24 protein-coding genes are annotated in these 25,567 nt (G+C 40.5%); 11 read left to right on the top strand and 13 right to left on the bottom strand.

Going from position 1 to position 25,567, the window contains the following annotated elements:
* Positions 1 to 52: 52 nt before the first annotated feature.
* Positions 53 to 460, bottom strand: a complete 408-nt coding sequence (locus EHQ64_RS09545) for a DUF5360 family protein (protein ID WP_135649256.1) — start codon at positions 458 to 460, stop codon at positions 53 to 55.
* Entirely contained in the window at positions 460 to 1,737 is a 1,278-nt protein-coding gene (locus tag EHQ64_RS09540) for an adenylate/guanylate cyclase domain-containing protein (protein WP_135649394.1), read from the bottom strand. Before EHQ64_RS09540 ends, EHQ64_RS09545 begins: the two co-directional genes overlap by 1 nt.
* Before the next feature lie 232 nt (positions 1,738 to 1,969).
* On the opposite strand from EHQ64_RS09540, the gene EHQ64_RS09535 reads away from it, so the two are divergent.
* Positions 1,970 to 2,656, top strand: a complete 687-nt coding sequence (locus tag EHQ64_RS09535; RefSeq protein ID WP_135649255.1) for an oxidoreductase — start codon at positions 1,970 to 1,972, stop codon at positions 2,654 to 2,656.
* A gap of 9 nt (positions 2,657 to 2,665) precedes the next feature.
* On the opposite strand, the gene EHQ64_RS09530 is transcribed toward EHQ64_RS09535, so the two are convergent.
* From EHQ64_RS09530 to EHQ64_RS20520, 3 genes are read right to left on the bottom strand one after another with little or no spacing between them, the layout of a single operon-like run.
* On the bottom strand, positions 2,666 to 3,544 hold the full coding sequence (locus EHQ64_RS09530) for a SpoIIE family protein phosphatase (RefSeq protein ID WP_167882381.1): 879 nt from the start codon (positions 3,542 to 3,544) through the stop codon (positions 2,666 to 2,668).
* Positions 3,535 to 3,720 carry an SDR family NAD(P)-dependent oxidoreductase gene (locus EHQ64_RS09525; protein WP_135649253.1) on the bottom strand — a complete coding sequence of 62 codons (186 nt, stop codon included), beginning with the start codon at positions 3,718 to 3,720 and terminating at the stop codon, positions 3,535 to 3,537. The genes EHQ64_RS09530 and EHQ64_RS09525 overlap by 10 nt, the downstream gene beginning before the upstream one ends.
* Positions 3,717 to 4,973, bottom strand: coding sequence for a hypothetical protein (locus tag EHQ64_RS20520; protein WP_135649252.1), 1,257 nt, complete (start codon positions 4,971 to 4,973; stop codon positions 3,717 to 3,719). Before EHQ64_RS20520 ends, EHQ64_RS09525 begins: the two co-directional genes overlap by 4 nt.
* A 292-nt stretch (positions 4,974 to 5,265) precedes the next feature.
* On the opposite strand from EHQ64_RS20520, the gene EHQ64_RS09515 reads away from it, so the two are divergent.
* A complete protein-coding gene (locus tag EHQ64_RS09515; RefSeq protein WP_135649251.1) occupies positions 5,266 to 6,027 on the top strand; it encodes an SDR family NAD(P)-dependent oxidoreductase in 762 nt (253 codons plus the stop codon).
* A gap of 121 nt (positions 6,028 to 6,148) precedes the next feature.
* On the opposite strand, the gene EHQ64_RS09510 is transcribed toward EHQ64_RS09515, so the two are convergent.
* The 3 genes from EHQ64_RS09510 to EHQ64_RS09500 all read right to left on the bottom strand — a co-directional run bounded on the left by EHQ64_RS09510 (position 6,149) and on the right by EHQ64_RS09500 (position 10,101).
* Positions 6,149 to 7,903, bottom strand: a complete 1,755-nt coding sequence (locus EHQ64_RS09510) for an acyl-CoA dehydrogenase family protein (RefSeq protein WP_135649250.1) — start codon at positions 7,901 to 7,903, stop codon at positions 6,149 to 6,151.
* A gap of 729 nt (positions 7,904 to 8,632) precedes the next feature.
* Positions 8,633 to 9,439: a major surface lipoprotein LipL32 gene (gene lipL32, locus EHQ64_RS09505; protein ID WP_135649249.1), complete on the bottom strand. Its 807-nt coding sequence runs from the start codon at positions 9,437 to 9,439 to the stop codon at positions 8,633 to 8,635.
* Between the two features lie 263 nt (positions 9,440 to 9,702).
* Positions 9,703 to 10,101, bottom strand: coding sequence for a ParB N-terminal domain-containing protein (locus tag EHQ64_RS09500; protein ID WP_135649248.1), 399 nt, complete (start codon positions 10,099 to 10,101; stop codon positions 9,703 to 9,705).
* Between the two features lie 195 nt (positions 10,102 to 10,296).
* Between EHQ64_RS09500 and metK the strand changes: the two genes are divergently transcribed.
* The 3 genes from metK to EHQ64_RS09485 are packed head-to-tail and all read left to right on the top strand — an operon-like array spanning position 10,297 to position 12,764.
* Entirely contained in the window at positions 10,297 to 11,457 is a 1,161-nt protein-coding gene (metK, locus tag EHQ64_RS09495; protein ID WP_135649247.1) for a methionine adenosyltransferase, read from the top strand.
* Complete coding sequence (locus EHQ64_RS09490; protein ID WP_135649246.1) at positions 11,457 to 12,416, top strand: transketolase family protein; 960 nt, start codon at positions 11,457 to 11,459, stop codon at positions 12,414 to 12,416. The genes metK and EHQ64_RS09490 overlap by 1 nt, the downstream gene beginning before the upstream one ends.
* 33 nt (positions 12,417 to 12,449) lie before the next feature.
* Positions 12,450 to 12,764, top strand: a complete 315-nt coding sequence (locus EHQ64_RS09485) for an ATP-dependent Clp protease adaptor ClpS (protein WP_036090316.1) — start codon at positions 12,450 to 12,452, stop codon at positions 12,762 to 12,764.
* 385 nt (positions 12,765 to 13,149) lie between these two features.
* Here the strand turns inward: EHQ64_RS09485 and EHQ64_RS09480 are convergent, their stop codons facing one another.
* Positions 13,150 to 14,325 (bottom strand): MaoC family dehydratase, encoded by a 1,176-nt coding sequence (locus EHQ64_RS09480; RefSeq protein WP_135649245.1) that lies wholly within the window; start codon positions 14,323 to 14,325, stop codon positions 13,150 to 13,152.
* A gap of 74 nt (positions 14,326 to 14,399) precedes the next feature.
* Entirely contained in the window at positions 14,400 to 14,999 is a 600-nt protein-coding gene (lsa23, locus tag EHQ64_RS09475; RefSeq protein WP_135649244.1) for a surface adhesion protein Lsa23, read from the bottom strand.
* A 98-nt stretch (positions 15,000 to 15,097) separates the two neighbouring features.
* On the opposite strand from lsa23, the gene EHQ64_RS09470 reads away from it, so the two are divergent.
* Complete coding sequence (locus tag EHQ64_RS09470; protein ID WP_135649243.1) at positions 15,098 to 17,056, top strand: M3 family metallopeptidase; 1,959 nt, start codon at positions 15,098 to 15,100, stop codon at positions 17,054 to 17,056.
* 6 nt (positions 17,057 to 17,062) lie between these two features.
* Here the strand turns inward: EHQ64_RS09470 and EHQ64_RS09465 are convergent, their stop codons facing one another.
* Entirely contained in the window at positions 17,063 to 17,299 is a 237-nt protein-coding gene (locus EHQ64_RS09465; RefSeq protein WP_135649242.1) for a hypothetical protein, read from the bottom strand.
* A 129-nt stretch (positions 17,300 to 17,428) separates the two neighbouring features.
* Positions 17,429 to 18,082 (bottom strand): glutathione S-transferase family protein, encoded by a 654-nt coding sequence (locus EHQ64_RS09460; RefSeq protein WP_135649241.1) that lies wholly within the window; start codon positions 18,080 to 18,082, stop codon positions 17,429 to 17,431.
* Between the two features lie 146 nt (positions 18,083 to 18,228).
* Here EHQ64_RS09460 and EHQ64_RS09455 point away from each other — a divergent pair, with 146 nt between their 5' ends.
* The 5 genes from EHQ64_RS09455 (at position 18,229) to EHQ64_RS09435 (ending at position 24,588) form a co-directional block, all read left to right on the top strand.
* Complete coding sequence (locus EHQ64_RS09455; protein ID WP_135649240.1) at positions 18,229 to 19,011, top strand: SDR family NAD(P)-dependent oxidoreductase; 783 nt, start codon at positions 18,229 to 18,231, stop codon at positions 19,009 to 19,011.
* Between the two features lie 11 nt (positions 19,012 to 19,022).
* Positions 19,023 to 20,210, top strand: coding sequence for a sterol desaturase family protein (locus EHQ64_RS09450; protein WP_135649239.1), 1,188 nt, complete (start codon positions 19,023 to 19,025; stop codon positions 20,208 to 20,210).
* A 147-nt stretch (positions 20,211 to 20,357) separates the two neighbouring features.
* Positions 20,358 to 21,539 (top strand): acyl-CoA dehydrogenase family protein, encoded by a 1,182-nt coding sequence (locus EHQ64_RS09445; protein WP_135649238.1) that lies wholly within the window; start codon positions 20,358 to 20,360, stop codon positions 21,537 to 21,539.
* 86 nt (positions 21,540 to 21,625) lie between these two features.
* On the top strand, positions 21,626 to 23,797 hold the full coding sequence (locus EHQ64_RS09440; RefSeq protein WP_135649237.1) for a 7TM diverse intracellular signaling domain-containing protein: 2,172 nt from the start codon (positions 21,626 to 21,628) through the stop codon (positions 23,795 to 23,797).
* A 149-nt stretch (positions 23,798 to 23,946) separates the two neighbouring features.
* Positions 23,947 to 24,588 carry an START domain-containing protein gene (locus EHQ64_RS09435; RefSeq protein WP_135649236.1) on the top strand — a complete coding sequence of 214 codons (642 nt, stop codon included), beginning with the start codon at positions 23,947 to 23,949 and terminating at the stop codon, positions 24,586 to 24,588.
* 4 nt (positions 24,589 to 24,592) lie between these two features.
* On the opposite strand, the gene EHQ64_RS09430 is transcribed toward EHQ64_RS09435, so the two are convergent.
* The gene (locus EHQ64_RS09430) at positions 24,593 to 25,528 is read right to left on the bottom strand and encodes an LIC_11366 family protein (protein ID WP_210410839.1); all 936 of its coding nucleotides are present in this window, start codon (positions 25,526 to 25,528) and stop codon (positions 24,593 to 24,595) included.
* Positions 25,529 to 25,567: the final 39 nt, after the last annotated feature.

Here is a 25,567-nt window from a genome sequence, read left to right as displayed (position 1 = left end):
CTAGAGCTCTTCTGAGCTCTGTGTTCTCCGTGCGAACAAATCGCTTAATAAGTTAAGCGCGTATCAATTTTGGAATATAATAAAGCGGATATATGAGTAGATATAGATTCGGTATCCACCAACTGAGATTATAATCGAAGCTGATCGTCCAAAAGGAAATTGCCTGTAACCCGGATGCGAAAGTTAAAGCTAAGGAAAGGATCGTAAATTGTTTCCAATGTATATTCCCTTGTTTTGAAAGAAAGAGACTGTAAAACCCAGTAAAAGATATGAAAAGGTCCAAGGGTAAAAAGGACCAATTCCAAGCCTGCAATATAGGGTTTTCGTAATCTTTAAAAAGATATTCGCTAGGAATTACATGTAATAATGTAATCGACCAGTATAAAATGAATCCTATATCCGTGATAAGGAATAGAAGGTTTAATCCTTTATAATCTTGGACCTTAGAATTCTGGCCCATCAAGCTCCTACTGCAACTACCGTTACAGGTTTTTCTTTTCCTTTTACTTGGACTGGAGGAAGAGTCTCTCCTACGAAATTTGCTCCTGCAAGTTTCCAAGTTTCTTCGGATACCAAAAGTTCTTTACCGAAATTTTTAGTCAAAGATTCGATCCTGGATGCGGTGTTTACTGCGTCCCCAATCACAGTGAACTCTGCTCTTCTGCTTGTTTCTATATTTCCTGAAAAAACTTCTCCAGTATGGATCCCAATTCCGATCCTGACAGGTTCTAAACCTTTGGATCCTCTATCTTTATTAAATTCTCCTAATTTTTCCAACATCTTCTGTCCACATTGTAAGGCACGGATCGCGTCCGAAGCAGGATCTGCAGAAGGGTAAGGGGTCCCGAAGGTTGCCATCACGGCATCTCCTATATACTTATCCAAAGTGCCACCGAATTCGAAAACACAATCTGTTAATGTTTCTCTAATGGAAGAAAGGAATCTGCTAAGTTCGAGAGGATCCATGTTTTCTGAAAGAGCGGTGAAATTTCGAATATCCGTAAAAAGAATTGTGGCAGTCTGCCTTCTTCCTTCCAATACATCGGGATTCGTCATCATTTCTTCCACCATACCAGGAGAGAAATATCTGGAAAGAAGGGATCTTTGTGCTTCTCCTTCTCCGATCCTTCGGATCATAATAAGAGTTCGCAGGATCCCGAAACAAAAGAAGAATGCTAGAACCAGATACATCATCGGTCTTCCGAAAAGAGCGTCGGAAAGAAGAACATAAGGACCGCTAACATATTCAGGCCAATCATCGGAAAACATGATCTTATTATTCGATACCGCATACGCAAAGATCCCGAAATATGCCGCATAAAATAAAACCACACTTAGTAAAACGAATCTAAGTCTGAATTGAATGAGAGAGAATGCGAGTGGGAATAGATAAAAATTTACGATCGGATTTTTGATCGCGAATCCATAATCAAGACTGGAGTTATTGATCGTATAAAAAACTAAAATTGCAGTGATGATCGCAAAATCTGCAATCAAAGCTAAATAAGAAAAACCTTTAACCGCCCAATCTGGGCAAGTCCGTATTACGATGGAATGCCCGATCGTAATCGAAAGATAAACTGCAAATCCGATCGCATTCGCCAAAATATCCCCGTGTTTCAAATTCACGAGAATTTGAACCGCGAAAAATATAGCGACTAAGTATCTGAATGCGTTAGAGATATAAGCTCCTAACATCTCTTCGTTTTCCAAAACTTTACGAACGGAATCGTCCATCTTTTTGCGATCCGTTGTTTGAAGTATATTACAAAGAAATTTCGGAAGGTATTGTTCTATGGGCATAGCTCCCAAAAATACTCCTTTCCATTTTCGCTTCAATCGTTTCTTATTGTTTCTACCGAAGAAGAAAACAAAACGAATGTTATAATTCTTAAATAAAACTTCGAATCAGGGGAACTTTTATACAAAACCCAGATCGAACCATGCTTCGGAAGAACAGGATGGAAAAATGGATCATAGGATCGCGATCGTAGCTGGTGGGACCGGTTTAGTCGGTGGAGAACTTGTAAGAGAATTACTCATAGATCCGGATTGGGATAAGGTGTATCTTTTGGTCAGAAAACCATTGGAATGGACCCATTCGAAATTAGAGATCATTCTTACTGATTGGGAAAAGTTGGAATTTCCGGAAAAAGTCACGGATGCATTTTGTATTTTAGGAACTACGATCGGTAAAGCGGGCTCTAAGGAAAATTTTAAGAAGGTAGATTTAGATTATCCTGTACGTTTTGCAAAAGTCGCAAAAGAGAAAGGGGTAAATTCATTTTATATAGTAACGGCATTAGGTGCAGATCCGAATTCAATGATCTTTTATAATCAGGTAAAGGGCGAAGTTGAAACGGAAATTTCTACTTTAGGTTTTTCTTCCTTAGGGATTTTTAGACCTTCTTTATTGGAAGGAGATAGAAAAGAATTCAGATTAGGAGAGAAGATTGGATCTAAAATTTCTTTTTTTATTAATCCTTTGCTTATCGGCCCATTTAAAAAATACAGATCTATCCATGCAAAGACGGTCGCTAAGGCGATACTAAACTTAGCTTGGTCATCCAAAAAAGGAAAATTTGTCATCGAGTCAGATAAGATCCAATCTCTTGGTTCCGGTACTGCGAGAGCAAATCTAGAAAATCTAATATAAGATTAGAGACTAGATGGAACCGGAGATCTTTTTAAAAATCTCAGTGGCCTTTTCGTTTTCCGGTTCTAATTCTAAACTGAGTTTTGCGTAGTTGGCGGCTTTTTCGGATCTTCCCAATCTATAATGTAAATCTGCAATATGAGCGAGGTTTGCGGGAATTCCAGGATTTCTAAGTTGTATTCTTTCTGCAAGTTCCAAGGAACGATTGAAGTTCCCGATCTTTTTGAAACAGAAGGACGCGATATAGATCATATCCGTGTCTCCCGGATTTTCTTCTACATAAGAATCCAAGAGTAGGCAAGCTTTTTGATGATCCGAGTTTCTGTAATAGAGACGGATCAAATCCCTTTTTAATGTTTGGTTTTCGGGAGAGAGTTTTAATGCCTCTTCGATTGCAAGGATCGCTTCCGGATTATTTTTGTTTTTTAGGAAATCCTTTGCCTTTAAGCTAAGTGTTTGGACTTCTTTACTTACTTTAGATTTTCGTGTGGATTTCCCAGGATCATATTCAATTCTTAGAAGAGAAAGATCGTCAGTAATCCTTCCTTTTTCTTCTAAACTGGAAAGTATATCGGGAAGATCTCCATCCGAGGATTCTACTACTTTTAGGAAGAGAGACTCGTCCTCGTTCATCATTTTTTCGCCTGATTTTGTTTGTATCTCCAGATCGTCTCTTCCGTCGGACCCGATTAAAAGAACATCATCCGGTTGGAGCCTGAAAATTTTTACACTTAAACTTCCTTCCATTCCTGGAGTGCCTAATTTTCTATATTGTAGGCTTTCTTCCAAAAATGAGGCTTTTCCATCCCTATATAAGACCGACCAAGGATGTTCTGCATTAATATAATATAATATTCCTGCTTGTTCGTCCAATACTCCTAAAACCATAGATACAAGCATGCTTCCGTCAAAGCCTTGAAAAAGTTCGTACGAGTCGCGATCGGATAAACAATCATAAGTTTATGAGGGCTTTTCAATTCGAATTGGAATGCTTCCGCAAACGAATGAACGGCCGCTTTGGTAGCGGAATATAATGCATAACCTGGGATCGAAAGAAAACTCATAGCAGATGCAGTAATGATTTGCCCATCGCATCCGCATTCAAGAATACCGTATAATCTTTTCCTCTCAGGGAAATTTCCTGAGCAATACAGATATCTCCGCCGATCTCGCTTTCTTTTCCTTTGAATACGAAGTTTTTCTTTTGTTTGATCAAAAAATCTACCTTCACTTTTCTTCCGCTTGTACGATTGATCCCAAGCGGTTTGATGAGAAGCGACGTAAGGAAATAATCTCCGTCCTGTTGTTTCTTAAGTTCTTCTACTGTGCGAAGAGTTTCTCTAAGTTCTGAAGTTTTTTCTTCCACTAAAGATTGAAGATGTTCTCGTATCCTACCTATCTCTCCGGTTGCTTTTGCAAAATCTCGAGCAAATCCTAAAAATTCACGATCGTTGGAAACTAATGGCAATTTCCCTGGACCTCCTGCGGCTAGATCATTTGCCGATTTTCCGATTTGTTCCAGTGTAGTAGAGATAGATTGAAAATATAAAATGATTAGAATGGTTGCGGCAAAGAATGTTAAGCCGATAAAAAATATGATCTCCAAATATGAATTTGGCTTAAGCCCCACATAAACCGCCAATATTGTTAAGGAAAGTAATACGAGAGATAGTAGAAATCCGAACTTACCTTTTAGTCCTAAAAATCCGGAAGGAAAATTGGAGGAATAAGATCTACTTAGAAGGACCTTCTTTAGCATGACTCGTTTTGGTCCTGTGATATAATCCGTAATGATATAACTAAATCCACAATATACGAAAACCGCGGCTAACCATCCTAAAAAGATATACCAAAGTTCTTTCAGATCATAACCGAATGCGAGGTATGCAAAAACGCTGGATAAAAATACGAAGAACCCGTAACAGAACGCGGAAATCATATTATGAGTGGGCAATTTGATTAGATCGAATAATGCCTTTTCTAATTCTTCCGAAGAGTTCCTACGAACAGAATGACTAGGATTTAGCACTCGATTGATTCGTTTAATATGTGCCTCGATCCCCGAGATCCCGATTGGAGTTAATAAACCATACTGTATCCCATGCAAAACTGTTACGAGAACCGTCGCAAATAGAAAGAAGATAACTACAATATAATGGGTTTGCAAAGAGAACATAGGAATTGTTGCCGATCCGAAGAAGAAAGCGTATACTGCTCCGAACCAACCTCCTACTAGGGAAAATGCAACTATGGAGAATGTGTAGGAAATTTTTTTGTGTATCGTCTCGAAAAGGCGATAAAAATATCTCTGAGTCATTTCAATTATCCTGGAGAAGTTCCGGATTGTTTATGGAATATAGGAAATAAGACGAAACGATTCTTCCAAACATATTTTGAAAGGAAACATATTTTTTCCTCCAGCTCTTTATCGAACACATAAATAAATTATAGAAGAATGTGGATATAATCCATGTTATTACGTCGATACAAAATGGATTGATCATAATTTTATGAACAATTGTTTACGTGTCTCGTTTTTCATTGGATATTTTGCTTTTCAAATACCTCGAATAAATTAGCTTCACCTTGGATCATAGAAGGAAGGATAAATGGATATTCGAGGAAAGCGTATAGTAATTACCGGAGCTGCTTCCGGGATCGGAAAGGAAACCCTGATCAAGTTCCTGAAATTCGAAGGAGTAAAGATCCTTGCCGTAGATTTGGATCCTTCTCGTTTGGATATCTCCGATAATCGAGTGAAAACTTTTAAATGCGATGTTTCTTCCTCGGAATCCGTAGATAAAATTTTTAAAGAAGCTGAAAAGGTTTTAGGCGGTATAGATATCTTTTATGCGAATGCGGGCTTTGCATATTATGAGGAGATCAAGAAGCCTGACTGGAAACGTATGGAGAAAATTTTCCAAACAAACGTTTTCTCTGCCCTTTATGGGCTTCAAAAGGTCCAGGCTGAATATTCTAATCCTGTATATTATATCATTACTGCATCTGCTATGAGTTTTCTTTCGATCCCAGGTTATGCATTATATTCCGCTACCAAAGCGGCCGTTCATTCGTTTGCGGAAGCATTCCAATTCGAATTGAAAAGCCCTCATAAACTTATGATTGTTTATCCGATCGCGACTCGTACGAACTTTTTCGATGCAGCAGGTAAAAAAGTCCCAGTTCCTTTTCCGTCCCAGACCCCTAAGCAGGTCGCAACTGCAGTAATTTCCGGGATCCGTTGGAATAAGAAGAAGGTTCTTCCTTCCAAAATATTCTCCCTAATGATGTTCTTGGATAGGTTTTTGATCTATCCACTTCGAATTTATCAGATCATCGAAAACTGGAAACGTAAAAAGGCTTTGGGCTAAAGCATAGAATAGTTTCGCACAGAGATCACTGAGTTCACAGAGCTTTCAAGTAAGTCAGCAGGCTAATTCAAAAACTAAATTCCTCCGTGCTCTCTGTGTGCTCCGTGCGAAATCTCTTTCGCTAAGCTAACACAGCTGTTCTTTTGTTTTGAATACGGATCTTATTGTATTCTAATAGAGCAAGGCTGTCTAAGTTGTAAGCGCGAACTAAGTTTGCTCTCTCTCCCTTCGCATCCCCTTGCAGTTTATTTAAACTTCTTTCCAGGGTCACTCCTATGATGACTCTGGTTGCCGACTCTACGAGTTCGAAAGAAACCTCGTCTTTATTTTCTCCATTGCCGAGAGATAGATAGATCTCATGAGATTCTTCTAATTTTGTCCTGTTTTCTTTCAGTTCAGGACTTGCTGAGAAAGAATTCATTTCTTCGTCAAGATATTGGCGTAAAACACCTTTTGCACCCAGTCCGGTTACAATACCGCCGATTGCAGCAACAACCTGTAGTTGAGTAGTTCCTTCGTAAATATTTGTGATCCTTACATCTCTGTAGATCCTGGAAATATCGTAATCGTAGGTATAACCTGCGCCTCCGTGGATTTGGAGTGCGTCGAATGCGATCTTATTTGCCTGTTCTGTGATATAATATTTAGAAAGAGGAGTGAATAGGTTTGCGAGTTTCTCCCATTTTTTAATGGTCTCGTCTTTTTTGATCTCTCTATCTTCCACTCCATGTTCTTTTAATCTTTCGGATTTCCAGTGATAGAGATCGATAGATCTGGATGCTTCCTGGAGAATGGAGCGCATCGCCAAGACTTCTCTATCCATAAGATCCAACATCTTTCTTACGGCAGGGATATTTCTGATCTTTTTACCGAATTGTTCCCTTTCATCAGCATATTTTTTTGCTTCGAAGTAAGCTGCGGCCCCGATCCCCATTGCTTGGCCTGCGATGGAAAGTCTTGCTCCATTCATCATTGCCATAGAATATTTTACGAGCCCGTATCCTTCTTCACCGATTAGAATTCCCGGAGTGTTTTCATATACTACTTCGCAGGTTGGAGAACAATGAAGCCCCATCTTCTTTTCTATTCCGGCGATCTCTACATCTTCACTTTTTACTATAAAGAAGGAGAGACCTCTTGCGCCACTTGTAGGGCTTCCTGTTCTTGCTAAGGTAAGAATGATAGAAGGTTTATCTTCGAACCCGCAACCATGAGTGATAAATCTTTTGGCTCCCGTAATTCTCCAGATACCGTCTTCACCTTTGATCGCCTTAGTTTGTAAATTCGGAAGATCGGATCCGTAATTCGGCTCCGTAAGAGCCATCGATCCGCATAATTCTCCCGCAGCCATTTTAGGTACGTAAGTTTCTATCATTTCTTCCGTACCGAATCTTTCGATAGTCTCTGCAAGATTCATACATCCCAGAGCGATTGCCATCGAACCGTCCGCTCTGGAAAATATTTCCATGAGCATAGCTTGAACGGAACATGGAAGCCCGAGTCCTCCGTGTTTGCGTCCGATAGAATAGGGGAGGATCCCCGCTTCTTTCACTTGATTTACGGCGTTTATCATTTCTTTAGGAAAAGTTACTTTACCGTTTTTGTATATTAGGCCTTCTGCATCCATTTTTTGTGCGTAAGGAGCGACTTCTTTTCCTGCGATCTCTCCAGCAGATTCCAATACGGATCTATAAAATTCGATCGCTTCTTCTTTACTTCCCGGAGCTAATGAAAATTCTTCTTTTCCTGTTTTTTCGTATTCTTTTTTATCTAAAAAACCTTGTTCGAATGCATCCACGATCTCGTCCCAGTTTATTAAGGATTCGAAATGTTGCTTTAGGTCTTCGTTTTCCAGGAAATAGTTATTTTCTATCATGAGGTTGCTCCGCAGGAGAATGAACTTTTGTTCAAAATATTTGCACTTCTTAAGGAAGCCTTATTTTACGGATTTGAAATGGAAAGGGAAAAAATTTGAAGAATGAAACCTTTTTTATAAATGAACACTATTCGGTTGAAGGAGACGCCGAGTTTAAAAGAATCGTAAAGATTTATTTCCACGCAGAGTCGCAAAGCCGCGGAAGGAAGGTTCGCACGGAGCACACAGAGATCACGGAGGGGGGGGGGTATACGGGATTATAATTTGAGATCTGTGCCAGCAAACTCTGTGAACTCCGAGGGCTCTGTGCGAAATGTTATATTAAGTATTTCCACGCAGAGTCGCAAAGTCGTGGAGAGAGAGGTTTGGATAAGAGTGGTTCCTGAGTGTCCCGAGCAGATGCGAGGGATGTATTGCACGCGAAGCGTCACGAAGTTAGGAATCGGTATAGAGAATTTATATTATTAAAGAACTTAACTCTGTGAACTCCGTGGGCTCTGTGTGAGATATTACATTATGTATTTTCACGCTAAACCGCAAAGCCGCAAAGAGAGGTTCGCACGGAGAACACAGAGATCACGGAGGGGGGTTTATACGGGATTATAATTTGAGATCTGTGTCAGCAAACTCTGCGTCTCTGCGTGAAAAGGTGCTAAAAAAAATGCATAAAAAAAGCCGCCGGTTTGACCCGACGGCTTTCGGCTTTTCAGCAAAGCAGAAAAAGAAGGATTACTTCTTGTCTCCAGCGATAGCTGCTTTCAACTTCTCTTCTTCAGCAACAGCCAATTTTTGCAATTCGACTGGGTTTGAGTGAAGGATAGGAGAAAGACCTGGAACACCTGGAGGGCCAAGAACTCCAACAGTAGCTACGAAAGAACCTTTAACTTCTCCTACTTTGTAAGTAGTGAAAGTAATTCTGTATAAACCGCGAACTAAAAGTTTTTTAGTGTCGATGTTTTTAAGTTCATCCAAGCTTTTTGGAATATTAGGAATTTGGATACGAAGTAAAGAGTTGTACTTGTTGTGACGCTCTTCAGTGTAAGTATCGTCTCCATCATCATTGTCGCCAAGATTTTGAAGTGCTTTTCCTTTAGCTGCTCCTTCGATTTGGTTCGGCATAATAGCTGCTAAGCGCTCTACGCGGATCCAAGTATCGAACCAGTTCGGCATGCTTTTTTCTTCTGGAGTTGCAGCTTTGAAAGCCTCACTCACGAAGTCGCTGCTAGATGGCTCACCAATTTCTCCGGTAGGGGAAATTAGACGAACACCTAATTCAACGATTGCTGCTGGAACCCAAATATAAAGGAAATATGATTTCTTTCCGTTTACTACTGCGTCAGCGGCTTGTCCTGGTTTGATGTATCCCCAATAGTTCACAGTTTCAGAATAAGGCGCGAAAAGCTTCTTAACTCCTACTCCTGGAATGTCTTGTTCTCCGACCGAGAAATTACTTTGTAGGCCGGGAAGTCCACCGATACATGCAGCAAAGCTGACCATTATAGCGGTGGAGATTATAAGGATCGAAGATTTTTTCATTCGAGAGATCTCCTTGGTATGGATTGCTCAAGATAGAGAAGAGATTCCTTTTTGTAAATCTAATTAATAAATTTTTGTTTCCTGACCCCTTTTGGCGGTGCAAAAATTTAAAAAAGGGGATTTCGAATATCGGACCTACGTTTTATGTTCCGGAATCCAACTGTTAATGGAAATCATATAACAGGTTCCATTTGGTGAGTAAAAAAATTTCCAGGTCTCCGAACGGAAACCTTTATGTGTTAGGGTTGATTGATTCTTTCGGTTTAGTTTTTAAAGAGCCAGGACCAAATCCATTCCCAAAGATCCAAAAGCCAGGCAATCAATCTACCGAGTATTCCTGTATGGGAATATCTTCTTAATAGTTTTTGGGCCCTTTCTTGTTCTTCAGGGGTAAACGGTAGCCGGACATTGTTTTCTTCGGCTTCGATCAGAACTCTTTCTTTTTTACTTCGTACATCTACGATTCTGACATCTACATATTCCCAGCCCAAAAGTTTCACACATTCCAGGCGTCTTTCACCAGAGACTAATTTATTGTCCAGGTCGATAATGATCGGATGCAAAAGCCCTAAGTTTTGAATGGAAGATTTTAGACCGTGTAGGTCGCCCAAATCTTTACGAATGCGGTTCTTTACCTTAATATCGGAGACCCGAATTTTCATCTAAGAAATGCTTTTTTCACCGTATTATTCCTACAAATCAATTTCGGAAGTTTTGACTAAAATTCCGAAAGAACCGCCTTCTCCGAAAAAGGTTCCGGTCGGATTCACTTGACACCGACGACTTGGCTAGGTTTATAGTTTTAGGGGAACGTTTTACCCCTCCAAAGAAATAATTTTAATAGGAACTACAATCGAATGTCCCTGCAAGACTTTATCTTTACCTCGGAATCCGTATCAGAAGGACATCCGGACAAGGTTTGTGACCAGATTTCCGACGCAATTTTAGATGCATATTTAGCTCAAGATCCTAAGTCCCGGGTTGCTTGCGAAACTTTAGTGACTACGAACTTAGTAGTAGTAGCAGGAGAGGTTACTAGCAAGGGAAAGATAGACGCAGTTGAGATCGCAAGAAATGTAATCAAGGAAATCGGTTACAATGATGTTTCTCTTGGATTCGATGCAGAGTTTGCAGTAGTTTCTTCCCATATTCATGCTCAAAGTCCTGATATTTCTCAAGGTGTTACCGAGGGAGAAGGTCTTTTTAAAGAGCAAGGAGCAGGGGATCAAGGTTTGATGTTCGGTTTTGCGATCGACGAAACTCCGGAACTGATGCCTATGCCGATCTATTATTCCCACGAATTAGTAAGACATTTATCCGGTCTTCGTCATGACGGAAAATTAAAATGGTTACGTCCGGATGCAAAGTCCCAGGTAACTGTTGAGTATAAGAATGGAAAACCTTCTCGTGTGGATACAGTAGTGATCTCTACTCAACATGCTCCTGAAGTTTCTCATAAACAAATCGAAGAATCTGTAATCGAAGAATGTATCAAAAAAGTAATCCCGGCGAATTTCTTAAAAGATACAAAATATTTCATCAACCCTACCGGCCAGTTCATCATCGGTGGACCTCATGGTGATACAGGCCTAACCGGACGTAAGATCATCGTGGATACTTACGGTGGTTACGGAAGACATGGAGGAGGAGCATTCTCCGGAAAAGATCCTTCCAAAGTGGACCGTTCTGCGGCTTATATGGGAAGATATATCGCTAAAAATATCGTGGCAGCAGGACTTGCATCTCAGTGCGAAGTTCAGTTGGCATATGCGATCGGAGTTGCGGAACCTGTTTCGGTTCACGTAGATACTTTCGGAACTGGAAAACTTTCTGAAGAAGAGATCGTTAAAAGAATTAAGGCAAACTTCAAACTGACTCCACGCGGGATCACAGAATCCCTTCAATTATTGGAGAAAGGAAGAAAATACAGGGAAACCGCAGCTTACGGGCATTTCGGAAGAAGCGGAGAAACTTTCACCTGGGAAAGAACTGATAAAGCAGGAGCATTGAAAGGTTAATGGGAGCAGTATCCGCATCTAGCGCAGACCAAAAAGCAACCAGAGACGGTTACGGAGACGCATTACACGAACTAGGGGCGGAACGTTCCGATATCGTAGTTCTGGACGCAGACCTTTCCGGTTCTACCAAGACCAATAAGTTCGCAAAAGCTTTTCCGGATCGTTTTTTTAACGTAGGAGTTGCGGAGCAGAATTTAGTGGGGCATGCTGCAGGACTCGCGCTTGCTGGATACGTTCCTTTTGCTTCTTCTTTCGCAATGTTCTTATCCGGAAGAGCCTGGGAAGTAGTCCGAAACAGTGTAGTTTATCCCTTTTTAAACGTAAAATTGGTCGCTTCTCATGGTGGTATCACCGTTGGAGAGGACGGAGCTTCTCACCAATGTATCGAAGATTTTGCTACTATGAGAGCAATCCCTGAGATGGTTGTGATTTGTCCTTCCGATTATAACGAAACAAAACAGATCATTAAAGCGATCGCTGATTATAAAGGGCCTGTTTACGTTAGAGTGGGTCGTCCGAATCTTCCTTTGATCGAAAGAGAGAGTTATAAATTCGAGATCGGCAAAGCAGAAGTGATGAGAGAAGGAAAAGACGTTCTTATCATCGCGAATGGTGTGCTCGTGAACGAAGCAATGATCGCTGTTAAAGAATTGGAAGCAGAAGGGATCCAAGCAACTCTTCTGAACATGGCGACCATCAAACCGATAGATAAAGAAGCTATATTAAAATATGCTAAACTTTGCGGAGCGGTTGTTACTTGCGAAGAGCATAATGTGATCGGTGGATTGGGTTCTGCTGTCAGCGAATTTTTATCCGAAGAATATCCGGTTCGAGTCCTTAAACTTGGAATGAAAGACAGTTTCGGTAAGTCAGGGACTTGGTCTGGACTTTTGGATTATTTCGGTTTAAGATCTAAAAACATAGTAGAATTAGCTAAAAAAGCAGTCCAATCCAAATAATACCAGCATAGACCGGTATGTAGTTTTAGAGTAATGCCTAACTCACCATCGATAGAAGAAACCACCACAGAAGATCCGGTGCAAATCGGAGGCCCCTGGCGAGTGGTTCTTTGGGACGATAACGAACATACTTACGAATATGTGATCACAATGCTCATGGATGTCTGCAAAATGACTCCTGAGCAAGCTTTCGGTCATGCGGTAGAAGTGGACGCTCAAAAGAAAACGGTAGTTTTTGCAGGCGAGCTTGAACACGCAGAACATATCCAAGATCTTATCTTAAATTACGGCCCGGATCCTCTTCTTCCTGCATCCAAAGGTTCCATGAGTGCGACCCTAGAAGGGTAACATTTCGCACAGAGGCTACGGAGTTTTTAGGAATCTTAAACAAAAAATCTCTCTGCGTCTCCGCGCCTCTGGATGAAAATATTTCACAACGACTTTGGTTTCGCACAGAGACCACTGAGTTCACAGAGAGATTGATACATAGAAAGTAAAATTGGTTCCTGAGTATCCCGAGTAAACGCGAGGGATGTATCGAAGGAACTTATTTCGAAAATTTTTTACATTTCGGCCCTAACTTCGTGACTCTTCGCGTGCGATACAATTCTCACTTCGTTCGAATCACTCAGGGACCACTATTCTTCTATCGATTTGAAAATCCTCCGTGTCCTCTGTGTGCTCCGTGCGCAATAAAAAACCCGGCAGAGTTGCCGGGCTTTTCAAAGAAGTTTTACTTCTTCTTAATTAAGATCTTTCTTTCGATCTCGAAAATTTTCTCAGGAAGTTTTTCTTTCCCGTGTTTTTTCTTATCGTTCTCTTTTAAGAATAGATCCGCTCCGAATTTTTCGAAGGCGTCGTTTGCCTTGATGTTTTTCAGACCGATAAATTGAAGATGAACTTCTCCCGCAGGGATACCGAATTCGGTCCCTCTATCCTTAACAGCAAGAACACGAGTGATCGCAGTCACAGTGTCTCCGCTAAAAGAAGGTTGGGTATGATATCCTTCTGTGAATCCAAGATCCCATAGAACATTCTCCGTCACATCTCTGGAGGAAAGTCCGCATAACCATGCGAATACGAGTCCACCATAAACGACAGGTTCTCCACCCATAGGCCCGGAAATTCCGGAAGAATAGAGTTTATCGTAATGAAGTGGGTGAGTGTTCCCAACTCTGTAAGTCCAAGGGAAATGTTCGTCGGTGATCGTTCTTCCGTTTTGGTGAATATAGATCTGACCGGGAGCGAAATTCTCGAAATAAGTATCCGTCCAAGTAGAGGTCTCGAAACCTTTCGGTGCCTTTAACTCAGGCAATTCGATAACCGGACTGTCTGTTTCAGGGAAAAAAGCTTCTTTGATCACAGGCTTCGGAGTTCCTTTCGGTTTTCCGTTAGAATGATAGATCATGATCTTTCTTTCATACTGAAGAACGAGTTCTCTATTTTGGTTCAAACAAAGAGTTCTTACATGAACGATACCCGGTTTGTCCGCGCCCTTATCATCTATTTTGATGATCTTGGTTTTTGCAGAAAGTGTGTCTCCAGGATAAACAGGCTTTAGGAATTGAACATCATAGTATCCAAGGTTCGCTAATGCTTTTTCGGAATCGTTTTGCACTCCCAAGGAAAGGGCCACGTTAAATACCATTAATGGAGAAACTAATAGGTCTTTAAAACCGTGAGCCTGAGCGTAAGGAGCGGAAAGATAAAGTGGGTTCGCTTCCATAAAAGTGGTAGCAAACTCTTGAGCAAAAGAACGATCGATTGTCAGTTCTCTTGGGTGTTCGAAAATTGCGCCTTCGGTAAATTCTTCCAGATATCTACCGTAAATACCCCGTTTTACGGTTCCGGTTTCCACCGGAGTTTTGGGACCTAGTTCCGCGAAGGGGGAAGTAGGGATTTTAGCCATAGTGAGAACTCCTGCTTCGTCTTTTAGTTTCTTCCAGAATTTAGAGATCCTCTCCTCGGAAAAGGCTTTTTCGGTCAATAAGTCCCGAAATACCCATCCAATTGGCTTCTGGAACCGAAACGAAACTCGGAAATTTGGATCTCTTGTTTCGTGAGTTTTGGGTTATTATCCTTCTCCCCGAACATATGATTCCAAGTATTTATATATAGAACAGGGAAGGAGTTCCTACTTTCTAAAGAAGAAGAGGATAAGATCTTATCCTTATGAACAACAGGATCCTCTTCGAAGATCTGTTCTCCAGAATATACGTTTCTTAAATCCAATTGAAATGTTTTAGCGTCCGGCTCTAAACGGACTAAGAAAGATTCAATGTCGTAGGTCCTACCATAACGAAATCTTCTATAAATTCTATAGAAGAAGTCCTTCCATCCGCTCGGGTGGATCTCGTCTTGGAAAACTAAACTGATCTCCCATTCGAATCCGGCAGGAGTGATATCCGCCTTACAATAGATCCCGACGAGCCCATTCCCGGTTTGTATATCTATTTCAGGTTGGGATAGAAGGATTAGATCCGCTTTTGGACAGATCCCTTCTTTACTTGGAAAAACGGGTAAAGGAGGACTTGTACATCCTAAATAAAAGATAAAGATCGAAAAGAATAAACTGAGTTTCATGAGAATGGGTCGGGCAGGTGGAATTCGAAATCCTTTTTCGAGATTGTCAAGATGGAAAATAGGTGCTTTTCCCTTAGGGAGAGGAAAGACTGGAATCGATGAATTCTTTATTTCGTGAATTTCCTAAAATCGCTTTAGCAGACCAAAAACAAAGGGTCAGAGATAAGATCAAAAACTCTAAACAAGTTTTACAGGATGTTTTGGGGAAGAAGGACCTAAATTATGAGTCCGTAATACGGCCTCTAAACGACTCAATGGAAGAATTACAGGAAGAATTTACGGTTCTCTCTCACCTAAATAGTGTAAAGAATAGCGAAGAAACAAAAGAGCATTATACGGAAGTTTTGCCTGAGATCACTGAATTTTATACAGAGCTTGGTCAAAACGAAGAATTATTCAAATTATACTCACTCATATACGAAAAAGAAAAAACTTCTTTGGATCGTCCCAAGAATAAGGTTTTGGAAGACGCGATCTTACAATTCAAATTGGGAGGAGTGGGTCTCCCTGAAGACAAAAAAATTAGATTGCAGGAGATCAATCTTAGGCTTTCGGATCTTTCCAATCAATTCTCCCAAAATTTATTGGATTCCACAAACTCGTTCGAGATGAAGATAGGATCCGAAGAAGATGTAAAAGAAATCCCGGAATCGGATAAGGCATTATACAAAAACGAGGACGGAACTTATACCTTCACATTACAATTTCCTAGTTATAATTGTTATATGACTTATGGAAGCAATCGCTCCAAAAGAGAAGAATTGTACAAAGCATATGTGACCAAGGCTCCAGGGAACGGAAAAATTTTAGAAGAGACTCTGGCTTTAAGAGACGAGTCTGCTAAATTACTAGGTTATAAAAATTATGCAGAATCCTCCCTTGCAACCAAAGTAGCGGATTCTCCGGAACAGGTGTTGGACTTCCTACAAAGGATTGGAAAACTCGCAAAACCGGTTGCAGAGAAAGAGATTACAGAGCTAAAAAAATTCGCACTCACTCTTGGGATCTCTGATTTTAAAGCATCGGATAGCGCTTATGTTTCTGAAAAATTAAAGAAAAGTTTATACGATTTCGATGAAGAAGAAACCAGGCCCTATTTTGAAAAAAATACAGTAGTAAAAGGTGCCTTCTCCTTTTTAGAAAAACTACTAGGGTTAAAATTCGAAAAGACAGAAGCCCCAGTCTGGGACCCTAAAACGGAAGTATATCATGTAAAAACCGGATCAGAGATCATCGCTAGATTGTACTTAGATCTGGAAGCTAGAAAAGACAAACAAGGAGGGGCTTGGATGAATCATTGGGAAACCAGAAATCGGGTCCCAGGTAAAACAATTCTTCCTTCTGCATTCGTAGTTTGTAATTTTCCTCCTTCTAAGGACGGCGCACCTTCTCTTTTAAATCATTCTGATGTAGTTACATTCTTCCATGAGATGGGACATGCACTTCATCATCTTTGTGCGAAGATAGAAGAACCTCCAGTCAGTGGGATCAATGGTGTGGAATGGGATGCAGTGGAATTTCCTTCTCAATTTTTGGAAAACTTCGCGTATGAGCCTGAAGTTTTGAGCTTTTTTGCATTTCATTATCAAACCGGAGAGCCGATCCCTAAGGAATTAGCTCAAAAATTGAAGGACACCAAAAATTTTCTGGCTGCAATGGGAGTCGTTCGCCAGCTAGAATTCGGAATTTTTGATATAAGGATCCATCTCCAAAAATATTCGGAAGAAGAAGTCCAAAATATTTTAGATACTGTCCGTAAAGAAGTGAGCGTCTTATTTCCTCCGGAGTATAACAAGTTCCAGAACGGATTCGGTCATATCTTCTCGGGAGGATATGCTGCAGGTTACTACAGTTATAAATGGGCTGAACTTTTGGCTGCGGATGCTTTTTTTGCATTCCGATCCAAAGGAATTTTTGACGAGGCACTCGCTACCAAGTACAGAACGGAAGTTTTGGAAAAAGGAGGCTCGGAAAATGCGATGGTCTTATTTAAACGATTCTTGGGAAGAGACCCTGAGCCGGATGCTTTATTAAAACTCTATGATTTAGTGGCCTGAAAACTTTTAAGAAAGTTTTTTGCGGAAATTCTGAAGTAATTGTTCCGTGCCGGAAAGTAGGAGTTCCACCTGATCCAGGTCAATATTATAGACCACGTTGGTCTTTAGAGAGTCCTTAAAGGCGTTTGCATCGATCGCTTTTTGATCGTAACTATCCTTTAAAAAATTGTACCATCCGGCAAGGATCACTTTTAAGTGAGGAAGTTCTTTGATAGGGACCGAAATGACTTTCTCTGCTTCCATAAAGACACCAGCAGGTTAATTTGCGAACCGAACCAGTCAACCAGATTTTTTGCATGTGAGTCTTTCGTAAATTTTTCTAGAAAGAAGAAACGCAGCGCACAAAAGTTCTTAGCTTCTTCTGCCTTGAATTTATTTCCGAAGTCTTTTTAAGGCCTTCATAACGACAGATTTTGGTTTATCCACTTTTGCAGCATTGGGATTTGTCATCATCATATCTAAATATGCTTGGAGTCCCGGGATTTCGAATAGAGGATTTGGAGAGATCCAATCCGCAATATGATCGTTTATGATCTGAAAGGTGGCGAATGCAGAACAATCCGCAGCGGTGAATTCATTTCCTGCAATAAACGGGGAAAAACGAACGACTCTGGAGAGAGCTTTTGCTCCTTTTCTTAGAGATTCCTCGGTGAGTTTTACGGTTTCAGGAGGGATGTCTTTACCTTCTACTATAGATTCATAAAGCCTTCTTGCCGGGATATCAATATAGTTCTCTACAAAAGATATAATCGTTCTAACTAAAGCCGCTTCAAAAGGATCGGAAGGGAATAGATGTTTGCTATTCGGATAAGCTTGCTCTAAGAATTCCAGGATCGCGGAGGACTCGCAGAGAAATTTTCCATCAACTTCTAAGTACGGAATTTTTCCCATCGGGCTTTTTTGTAGGAACTCCTCATCCTGGGAGAAGCCGGTGCGAATTTCTTCGAACTCCAAACCTTTTTCCAAAAGTGCCAATTTGACTTTATTCGTATAATTGCTGATCGGATAACCGTATAGTTTTATCATAAGAGCTTAGGATCATCCGAGGATAAGTCTTCTGGTAAAGTCTTTTTCAGTTTTTTCATTTTCTACTTTCCGGAAACGAAAACCCGATCTAGAATTGGCATCCTAAAAATAGAATCTTTACTCTTCATAAGGAAACATTAGGAATCATGAAAAAAACTGCACTGATCACTGGCGCAACCGTAGGTATCGGTTATGAAATCTCCAAACTCGCTGCTAAAGACGGATACGATCTTATACTTGTGGCAAGAAATACCAAGACCTTGAACTCAGTAAAAAAGGAAATGGAAAGTTTAGGTGCGAATGTAGAAGTTCTCTCTGCAGATCTATCCGATCCTAAATCTCCAAAAAAGATCTACGATTTTGCGAAGAAGAAAAAGGCTCTTGTGGATCTTTTAGTAAATAACGCGGGATTTGGGACCAACGGAAAATTTCACAGTTTAGATTTGAAAGAAGAATTGGATCTCATCCAAGTCAATGTGACTTCACTTGTGGAGTTGACCCATCTTTTCTTGAAGGATATGAGAGAAAGGCACGCTGGAAAAATTTTAAATGTCGCATCTACTGCTGCATTCCAACCAGGACCGATGATGACGAATTATTATGCGTCCAAAGCATATGTATTATTCTTCTCCGAAGGTTTAGCGGAAGAAGTTCGTAAAGATGGAGTCACTGTGACCTGTCTTTGTCCAGGACCAACCAAAACGGAATTTTTCAAACGTGCGGAAATGGATAAATCTGCGATCTTAAATAGCGGACTCGTTCCGAAATTAGAAGCGGCCGATGTGGCTAAGATCGGTTACCAAGGAGTAAAATCCGGAAGGACTGTAGTCATCTCAGGAGTTGCGAATAAGGTGATGGCACAATCTGTCAGGATCACTCCTAGATTTCTCGTGCGAAAATTGGCTAAATTTTTAAATACAGTGAATTAGAGAGTTGGAATATGCAAGAAACGATTTTAGACAAGGCTGTTCCCTTTTTTTTGGGTTTGGCCTTGGTAGAATTCCTTTGGGGAAGAAGAAAATCCATTTATAGATGGAACGACTCGGTTTCCAATTTGGCGACAGGGATCTTATATACTTTTACTGGAGTTGCGGTAACTCTTTCTGCGATTTTTCTATATGAAAAAATCAGAATATACTATTCCGTTCAAACAGTATTTCATCTAGGAGAATTTCCTTCCTCTTCCCCTTTGGAAAAAACCGTTTCAGGTTGGGAATTTCATTTAAATCCGTTTCTTGGGTGGATCTTTGTTCTCGTGGCTGTGGACTTTATCTATTATTGGTTCCATCGCGCTACTCATGAGATCCATTTTCTTTGGGCATGCCATGTTACCCATCATTCGAGCGAAGAGTTTAATCTCACGGTCGCATTGAGGCAATCCATGTTTCAGAGGGTTTTTGAATACGCATTCAATCTTCCCTTGGCTCTTTTAGGAATTCCATGGTGGATGTTCTTTATCTGTCATGGGATCCTGAAAATTTATCAGTTCTGGGTCCATACTCGTCTGATTGGAAAATTGGGCTGGATGGAAAAAGTTTTACTTACTCCTTCTCACCATAGGGTCCATCATGGAAGAGATCCAGAGTATTTGGATAAAAATCATGGAGGGATCTTCATTCTCTGGGATCGTTGGTTCGGAACGTACGCGGAGGAGAAGAAGGAACCGATCTACGGATTGACGGAGCCTCTTCCTACATTCAATCCGATCTGGGCAAATCTACATGTATATCTTTCTTTATGGGATCTGCTTAAGACTACTCCTGGTTGGAAGGATAAACTTCTCATCTTAATTAAAAAACCGGATTGGAGACCGAATTCTTTGGGAGGTGAGAAGAAGATCCCGGAAATAGATCGTGGCCGCTATACAAAGTATGATCCGAATATCTCTATTTCTAGAAAGGTATATGGGGTCTTACAATTCGTTTTGCTTGCAGCATTCTCAGTATATCTATTAAAACTTTTGAAACTAGGAAAACTTTCTTTAGGTTTATATTATGGCTTCGGAGTTTGGTTTCTATTTGCTTTCTTGAGTTTGGGACTAGTGTGGAGCGGAAGATCCAAAATGGAAAAATGGGAAATCCTCAAATTTGCTCTTTTACTATTGTTGGTCTGGAGCGTTCCGAAATAAGAACCGAAAGTTTTAGTTCGTGTGGCAAACTATTCATTTCCTTCTTAGGATCATAGAAAGCTTCGCTTGATCAATCGATCCGTTTTTACAAAGATTGCCCTGGAATCTTATCTGAAATTGAAAAAGAAAGGTTAAAGGAGGCAGTCTTTGAGTTTACCGCTGCAATTTGATTTACCCGAGGAATTACAACAACTTAGGGATCTGGTAAGGGACGTAGTAAGAAAAGAAGTCGTTCCAAACCGGATGCATTACGACGAAAACAACGAGTATCCGAAAGCTATTTTACAAAAATTTAAAGAAGCCGGATTATATCAGGCTCTGTTCGATGAAGAGCATGGCGGTTTAGGTTATGGTATGATGGGAGGGATCGTTCTCGCAGAAGAAGTTTCCTGGGGATGTTTAGGCGTAAACACTGCATTCACTTCTACCAAATTAGGAGCTCTTCCGATCGATGTAGGAGGAACCAAGGCTCAAAAAGATAAATGGTTACCTCTTCTTGCGAGTGGAGAAAAAACAGCCGCATTCGGTCTATCCGAACCTGGAGCAGGATCCGATGTGCCTGCAATGGCAACTACTGCTACGAAAAAAGGGGACCGTTATATTTTAAACGGGACCAAACAATGGATCAGTAGTGCAAGCCAAGCTGATATCTATACAGTATTTGCGATGACGGATAAAGGAAGAGGCCCAAGAGGAATTTCCTGTTTCATCATAGAAAAAGGTACCAAGGGATTTTCCTTCGGGAAGAAGGAAGACAAACTAGGGATCAGATGTTCTGAAACAAGACAATTGATCATGGAAGACTGTGAGATCCCGGAAGAAAATCTTTTAGGTGGAAAAGAGAATATGGGATTTCTTCATGCATTCAAAACTTTGATCCTATCTAGACCTGCTGTTGCTGCGGGAGCAGTCGGTCTTATGCAGGGAGCATTCGATGCCGCAATAGAATATGCAAGAGAAAGAGAACAATTCGGAACTACGATCGCTTCTTTTCAAGCGATCCAACATATGCTTGCTGATATGGCCATCAAGATAGAAGGTTCCAGACTTCTAACTTATAAAGCGGGAGTTTATGCTGAGTCTTTCCATAAGGACGCTGCAAAATTTTCCGCGATGGCAAAATGTTACGCTTCCGACTCTGCAGTTCAGGTCGCATCCGACGCTGTACAAATTTTCGGGGGATATGGTTATACGAAAGAATATCCTGTGGAAAAATTTTACAGAGATGCGAAGATCCTACAGATCTACGAGGGAACAAGTCAGATCCAAAGAAACGAGATCGCAGCAGGTTTGATCAAGGACGCTGCATCCAAAACGAAGAAAGCCTAAAATTTTCGTTTAGTCTCCGGAAGGAGAATTTTGACTTGCTTGCTGATCAGGTACGGTCAAAGTTTTCCCTCCGGTTTTTAGAAAGAGTGAAACTGTTTTTATACATTCAGAATATTCTCTCCAAGAGAGTTTTTTGGAAACTTTCTCTCTCCATTTTTATCCTATTCGATTCCGGCTCTATTTTTGCATTTGATCCTTCTTCTTTACCAAAGGATGGGATTTCTCTCGTTCCTTATACTGAAGTTTGGGAAGATGAAGAAGGGGAAACATCCTTTGCAAATGCCCAAAAAAAAGAGTTTTATCCACTTACATCCGGCTCTCTCGGTTATTCTAAGAATGAACATTGGTTCAGGGTCCCTGTAGAAAATGGATCTAACGAGAAAGTTTCCTGGATACTTGAGATCCATTATAGCCAATTAGATAAGGCGGAATTATTTTTAGCCTCCCAGGGTGATAAAGTACTCTTTAAAGGTGGAGATCGTATACCCTTCGGGGAAAGACCTATCCAATATAGATTTCCAAGTTTTCCTTTGGAACTTTCTCCCCACGGAAAAGATATAATCTATATTAGAGTTCATACATATAGTTCGATGAATTTCGCTGCGTTTGCGTATAAGTCCCCGGACTTTTTTGCAAATATCACGAATGAACAAATACTTCTCGGGATCTATTTCGGTTCCTTGCTTGTAATGGCTCTTTACAATTTATTTTTATTCTTATCTACAAAGGAAAAGACCTATCTTGCATTTTTTGCATACGTGAGTTCGGGAGTTCTTATCCAATGGTCTTTGCACGGTTATTCGTTTCAGTTTTTCTGGCCCAATTCCGTAAGCTGGGCAAGTCATGTAGTAAATTCTCTTGCATTTTTGATCGCAGGAACCACGGCAGATTTTATCCGACTTTATTTTGATGCTCCTAAATTATATCCGGGAGCAAATCGGATCCTAAAAGGAATATCAATTTTATCTTATGCGCTTATTTTGGTCGGATATTTTTTCCCTTTCCCGTTGGTTTTGGGATTATATGTTTTCTTATCCACAATTACTTTAGCCGCCATCTTGTATTTGGGATTCCAAGGATTTTCCAGGAATTTACGACCTGCTTTATTCTTTTTAGGCGCCTGGTTGTCTTTGATTTTAGGAGCTTTCGTTTTTATTCTTAGATTTTCAGGTTTTATCCCTCATACGATCTCAATTGCTTATTGGGGAGTGGAACTTGGGACTGCATTGCATATTCTTCTTCTTGCTCTTGCCTTAGCGGACAGAGTAAACGATCTCTCTAAAGATCTCTCTTCCAAAGTGGGGGATTTGAACGAGGCAAAACAATCTATCGAACAATCCGAATTAAGATTTAGGAATTTATTCGAAGGTGCAGAAGAACTTCTCCTTACATTAGATCAAGAGGGAAGCATCAAGGATGCAAATCGTACTCTTTCTAGATTAACAGGTTATAAACCTTCCGAGGTAGAAGGGAAAAATTTTTTAGATCTGATCTATTATTTGGAAGGCCAGGAAGAATCCATCGTATTCCTACTCGCTAAGGAAAAATTAGAAGAACATTTACGGACCAGAAAAACTTTAGAATTCCATTCTGAGTTCAAACAGAAATATGTAATGGAGCCCAAACCTGTAAAAATACGTCTGCAGTCTTTTGAGAGCGAGGCCGGAAGAAAGGTGCTCGGTAAAGTTTCTGAAATTTCCGAAGACATTCTTTCTAGATTTTTGATCTCTGAGAGTATGCATTTTACGGTAAATAATTATCTAAGGAATGCGGATATACTAAGTAGGCAACTTACCTCTAATCTGAGTCAGTTTGCAGGTTCAGAAGTGATCACTGCGATCCGAACCTGTTTACGAGAAGTTTTGATCAATGCGATAGAGCACGGGAATCTAGGAATCAGTTTTGACGAAAAAACAGAATCTATGAGAGCCGGAAATTATATGGAGTTCATCCAAAAAAGGCAAAGAGAAGCTTTTTACGGGGCAAGGAACGTGAAGGTAGCTTATTCTTTAAATTCCAAAAGGATCGGTTTTGAAATAGAGGATGAAGGGGACGGATTCGACCTGAAAAAGATCTTAAATTTGGACGGAGAAAAATTAAACGAGGAAAGTTATACTCATGGTAGAGGGATCATGATGACTCGTAAAGTTTTTGACGTGGTAAAATTTAACGAGAAAGGAAATAAAGTACTTCTGATCAAATATCTTCAAAAGCCACTAAAGTATAAAAGAGAACCAAGTTCTCTGGATATAGACTGAACAACCGTTTAGAAAACCATTCATTAAGATCGGAAAACTTCGGAAATTTGTTTTTTCCGGTTGATCGGTTATTTCATCGGAGTATAGGATTTGTTTCGATTTCAATTAAGAAATCCAAATAAAATAGAATACGGTTAGGGTGAAAGCTTATGAAAAAGATAAGTTCTCTTCTTCTTTTATTATTCCTTCCTGCGAGTATTTTCGCCTGGGAACTAGAAAAGGAGAAAAACGGGATCACTGTACATACAAGAAGTGTAGAAGGTTCTGAATTAAAAGAGTTTAGAGGAAAGGCCAAGTTAAAAGCAAACTTGAGCACTGTTATCGCTCTTATGGAAGATAATCCGAATTACGTGACTTGGTTGAAGGATTGTAAAAAGGCGGAAGCAGTCAAAGTCCTAAATACAAAAGAAAAATATATTTATATTTTAAACGGAGTTCCTTGGCCCTTGGATGATCGTGACTTTGTGATCCATTCAGTCTTCAATCAGGACAAGACTACAGGTGCGGTCACTTACACAATGAGACCTGTTGCGAGCATTGTTCCGGAAAAGAAGGGAATCGTAAGAGGATCGATCAAAGGTTATTGGAGATTTGTGCAAGTAGGGGATGAGGTAGAAGTCACCTATCAAGTCCATAGTGAACCAGGAGGAAGTATTCCGACTTCGATCGCAAATATAGTGGTAGTGGATATACCTTATGAAACTTTAAAGAAGATGAAAGAAAGGGTTACGGAGGAGAAATATATCAATTCTCCTAAACATCCGGATCTGATCCTTCCAGCGGCGAAATAGCCGATTAGAATTTATAGTTCACGCCAAAAAACAGTCCGCCGTATGCGGACTGCATATCTAATTTTCTGGAATATTGATTAGATAATAAAATATTGTCTTGGTTTGCGGATTCTGTCAGAGGAGATACTCTTCCGTCTTGACGAACATAGAAACTCGCAGTGTCTCCGTTAAACGAACCATCGAAAGAAGTAATATTGACCCAGGAAAGATAGGTCCCGAAACTTAAACTAACTCTTTCGTTGATCGGGTGAATGAGAGATCCTTCTAGTCGGAACTCCAACCCGCTTCCTTTTAGATTTCCGTTCTGTTCGTAATATTCTTTTCCATCGGTTGCGTATCCTTTTGTGACCCATAATGCTCTTGTGACCCCGAGCCCAAGGCCTGCTTCCCAACGAAAATATCGATTGAATCTTCCTTCTTGCCAAACCATTCCTAAAAGATAGAAACTTTCCATTTGAAAGTTTAGCTGTGTGACAAACGGTTCCGAAGTGATATTTCTAAGACTGAACGGGTCGTAATATCTATATCCGCCGATCATTCCAATCTTAAAACCTTCGCTCAACCTAGTCCTTGCCAGAAATTCTCCTTGGAAACTTCCTCGAGTGTTCTCTTGTTTCGTTTGGCTCGCTACTCTTGGGTCCAGGTTGGAACTAAAACCATTTAAATTCTGATCGAATCTATTCGGCCCTCTCATTCCAAAACCGAATCTGGCGCCGAATTCCCAGGTATCCGGAGTTTCCGGGGCCTTATTTTCAGGTAATTCTTTTAGTTTCGGAGGATTTACCGCAGGTTCCTCTGCAGAGATAGCCGTAAGACTTGTAAGAAGTCCTACAAATAAAATAGAATAGAAGCTTAGCTTTCGAGCCCTCACAACCGACTGCTTTTCAAAAAGGAGTGGTTTTAGGACTGTATGCGTGAAAACTGTGTTGGAACCCGGCATGCTAGCAGATTTTTCCGGGGGTAGAATTCTAAAAGCCTT

Origin of the sequence: Leptospira sarikeiensis, assembly GCF_004769615.1 — a bacterium.
In the GTDB taxonomy this organism is placed as follows: domain Bacteria; phylum Spirochaetota; class Leptospiria; order Leptospirales; family Leptospiraceae; genus Leptospira_B; species Leptospira_B sarikeiensis.
Note: the sequence above shows the minus strand (reverse complement) of the source record. Positions and strands in the feature narration are given on the sequence as shown.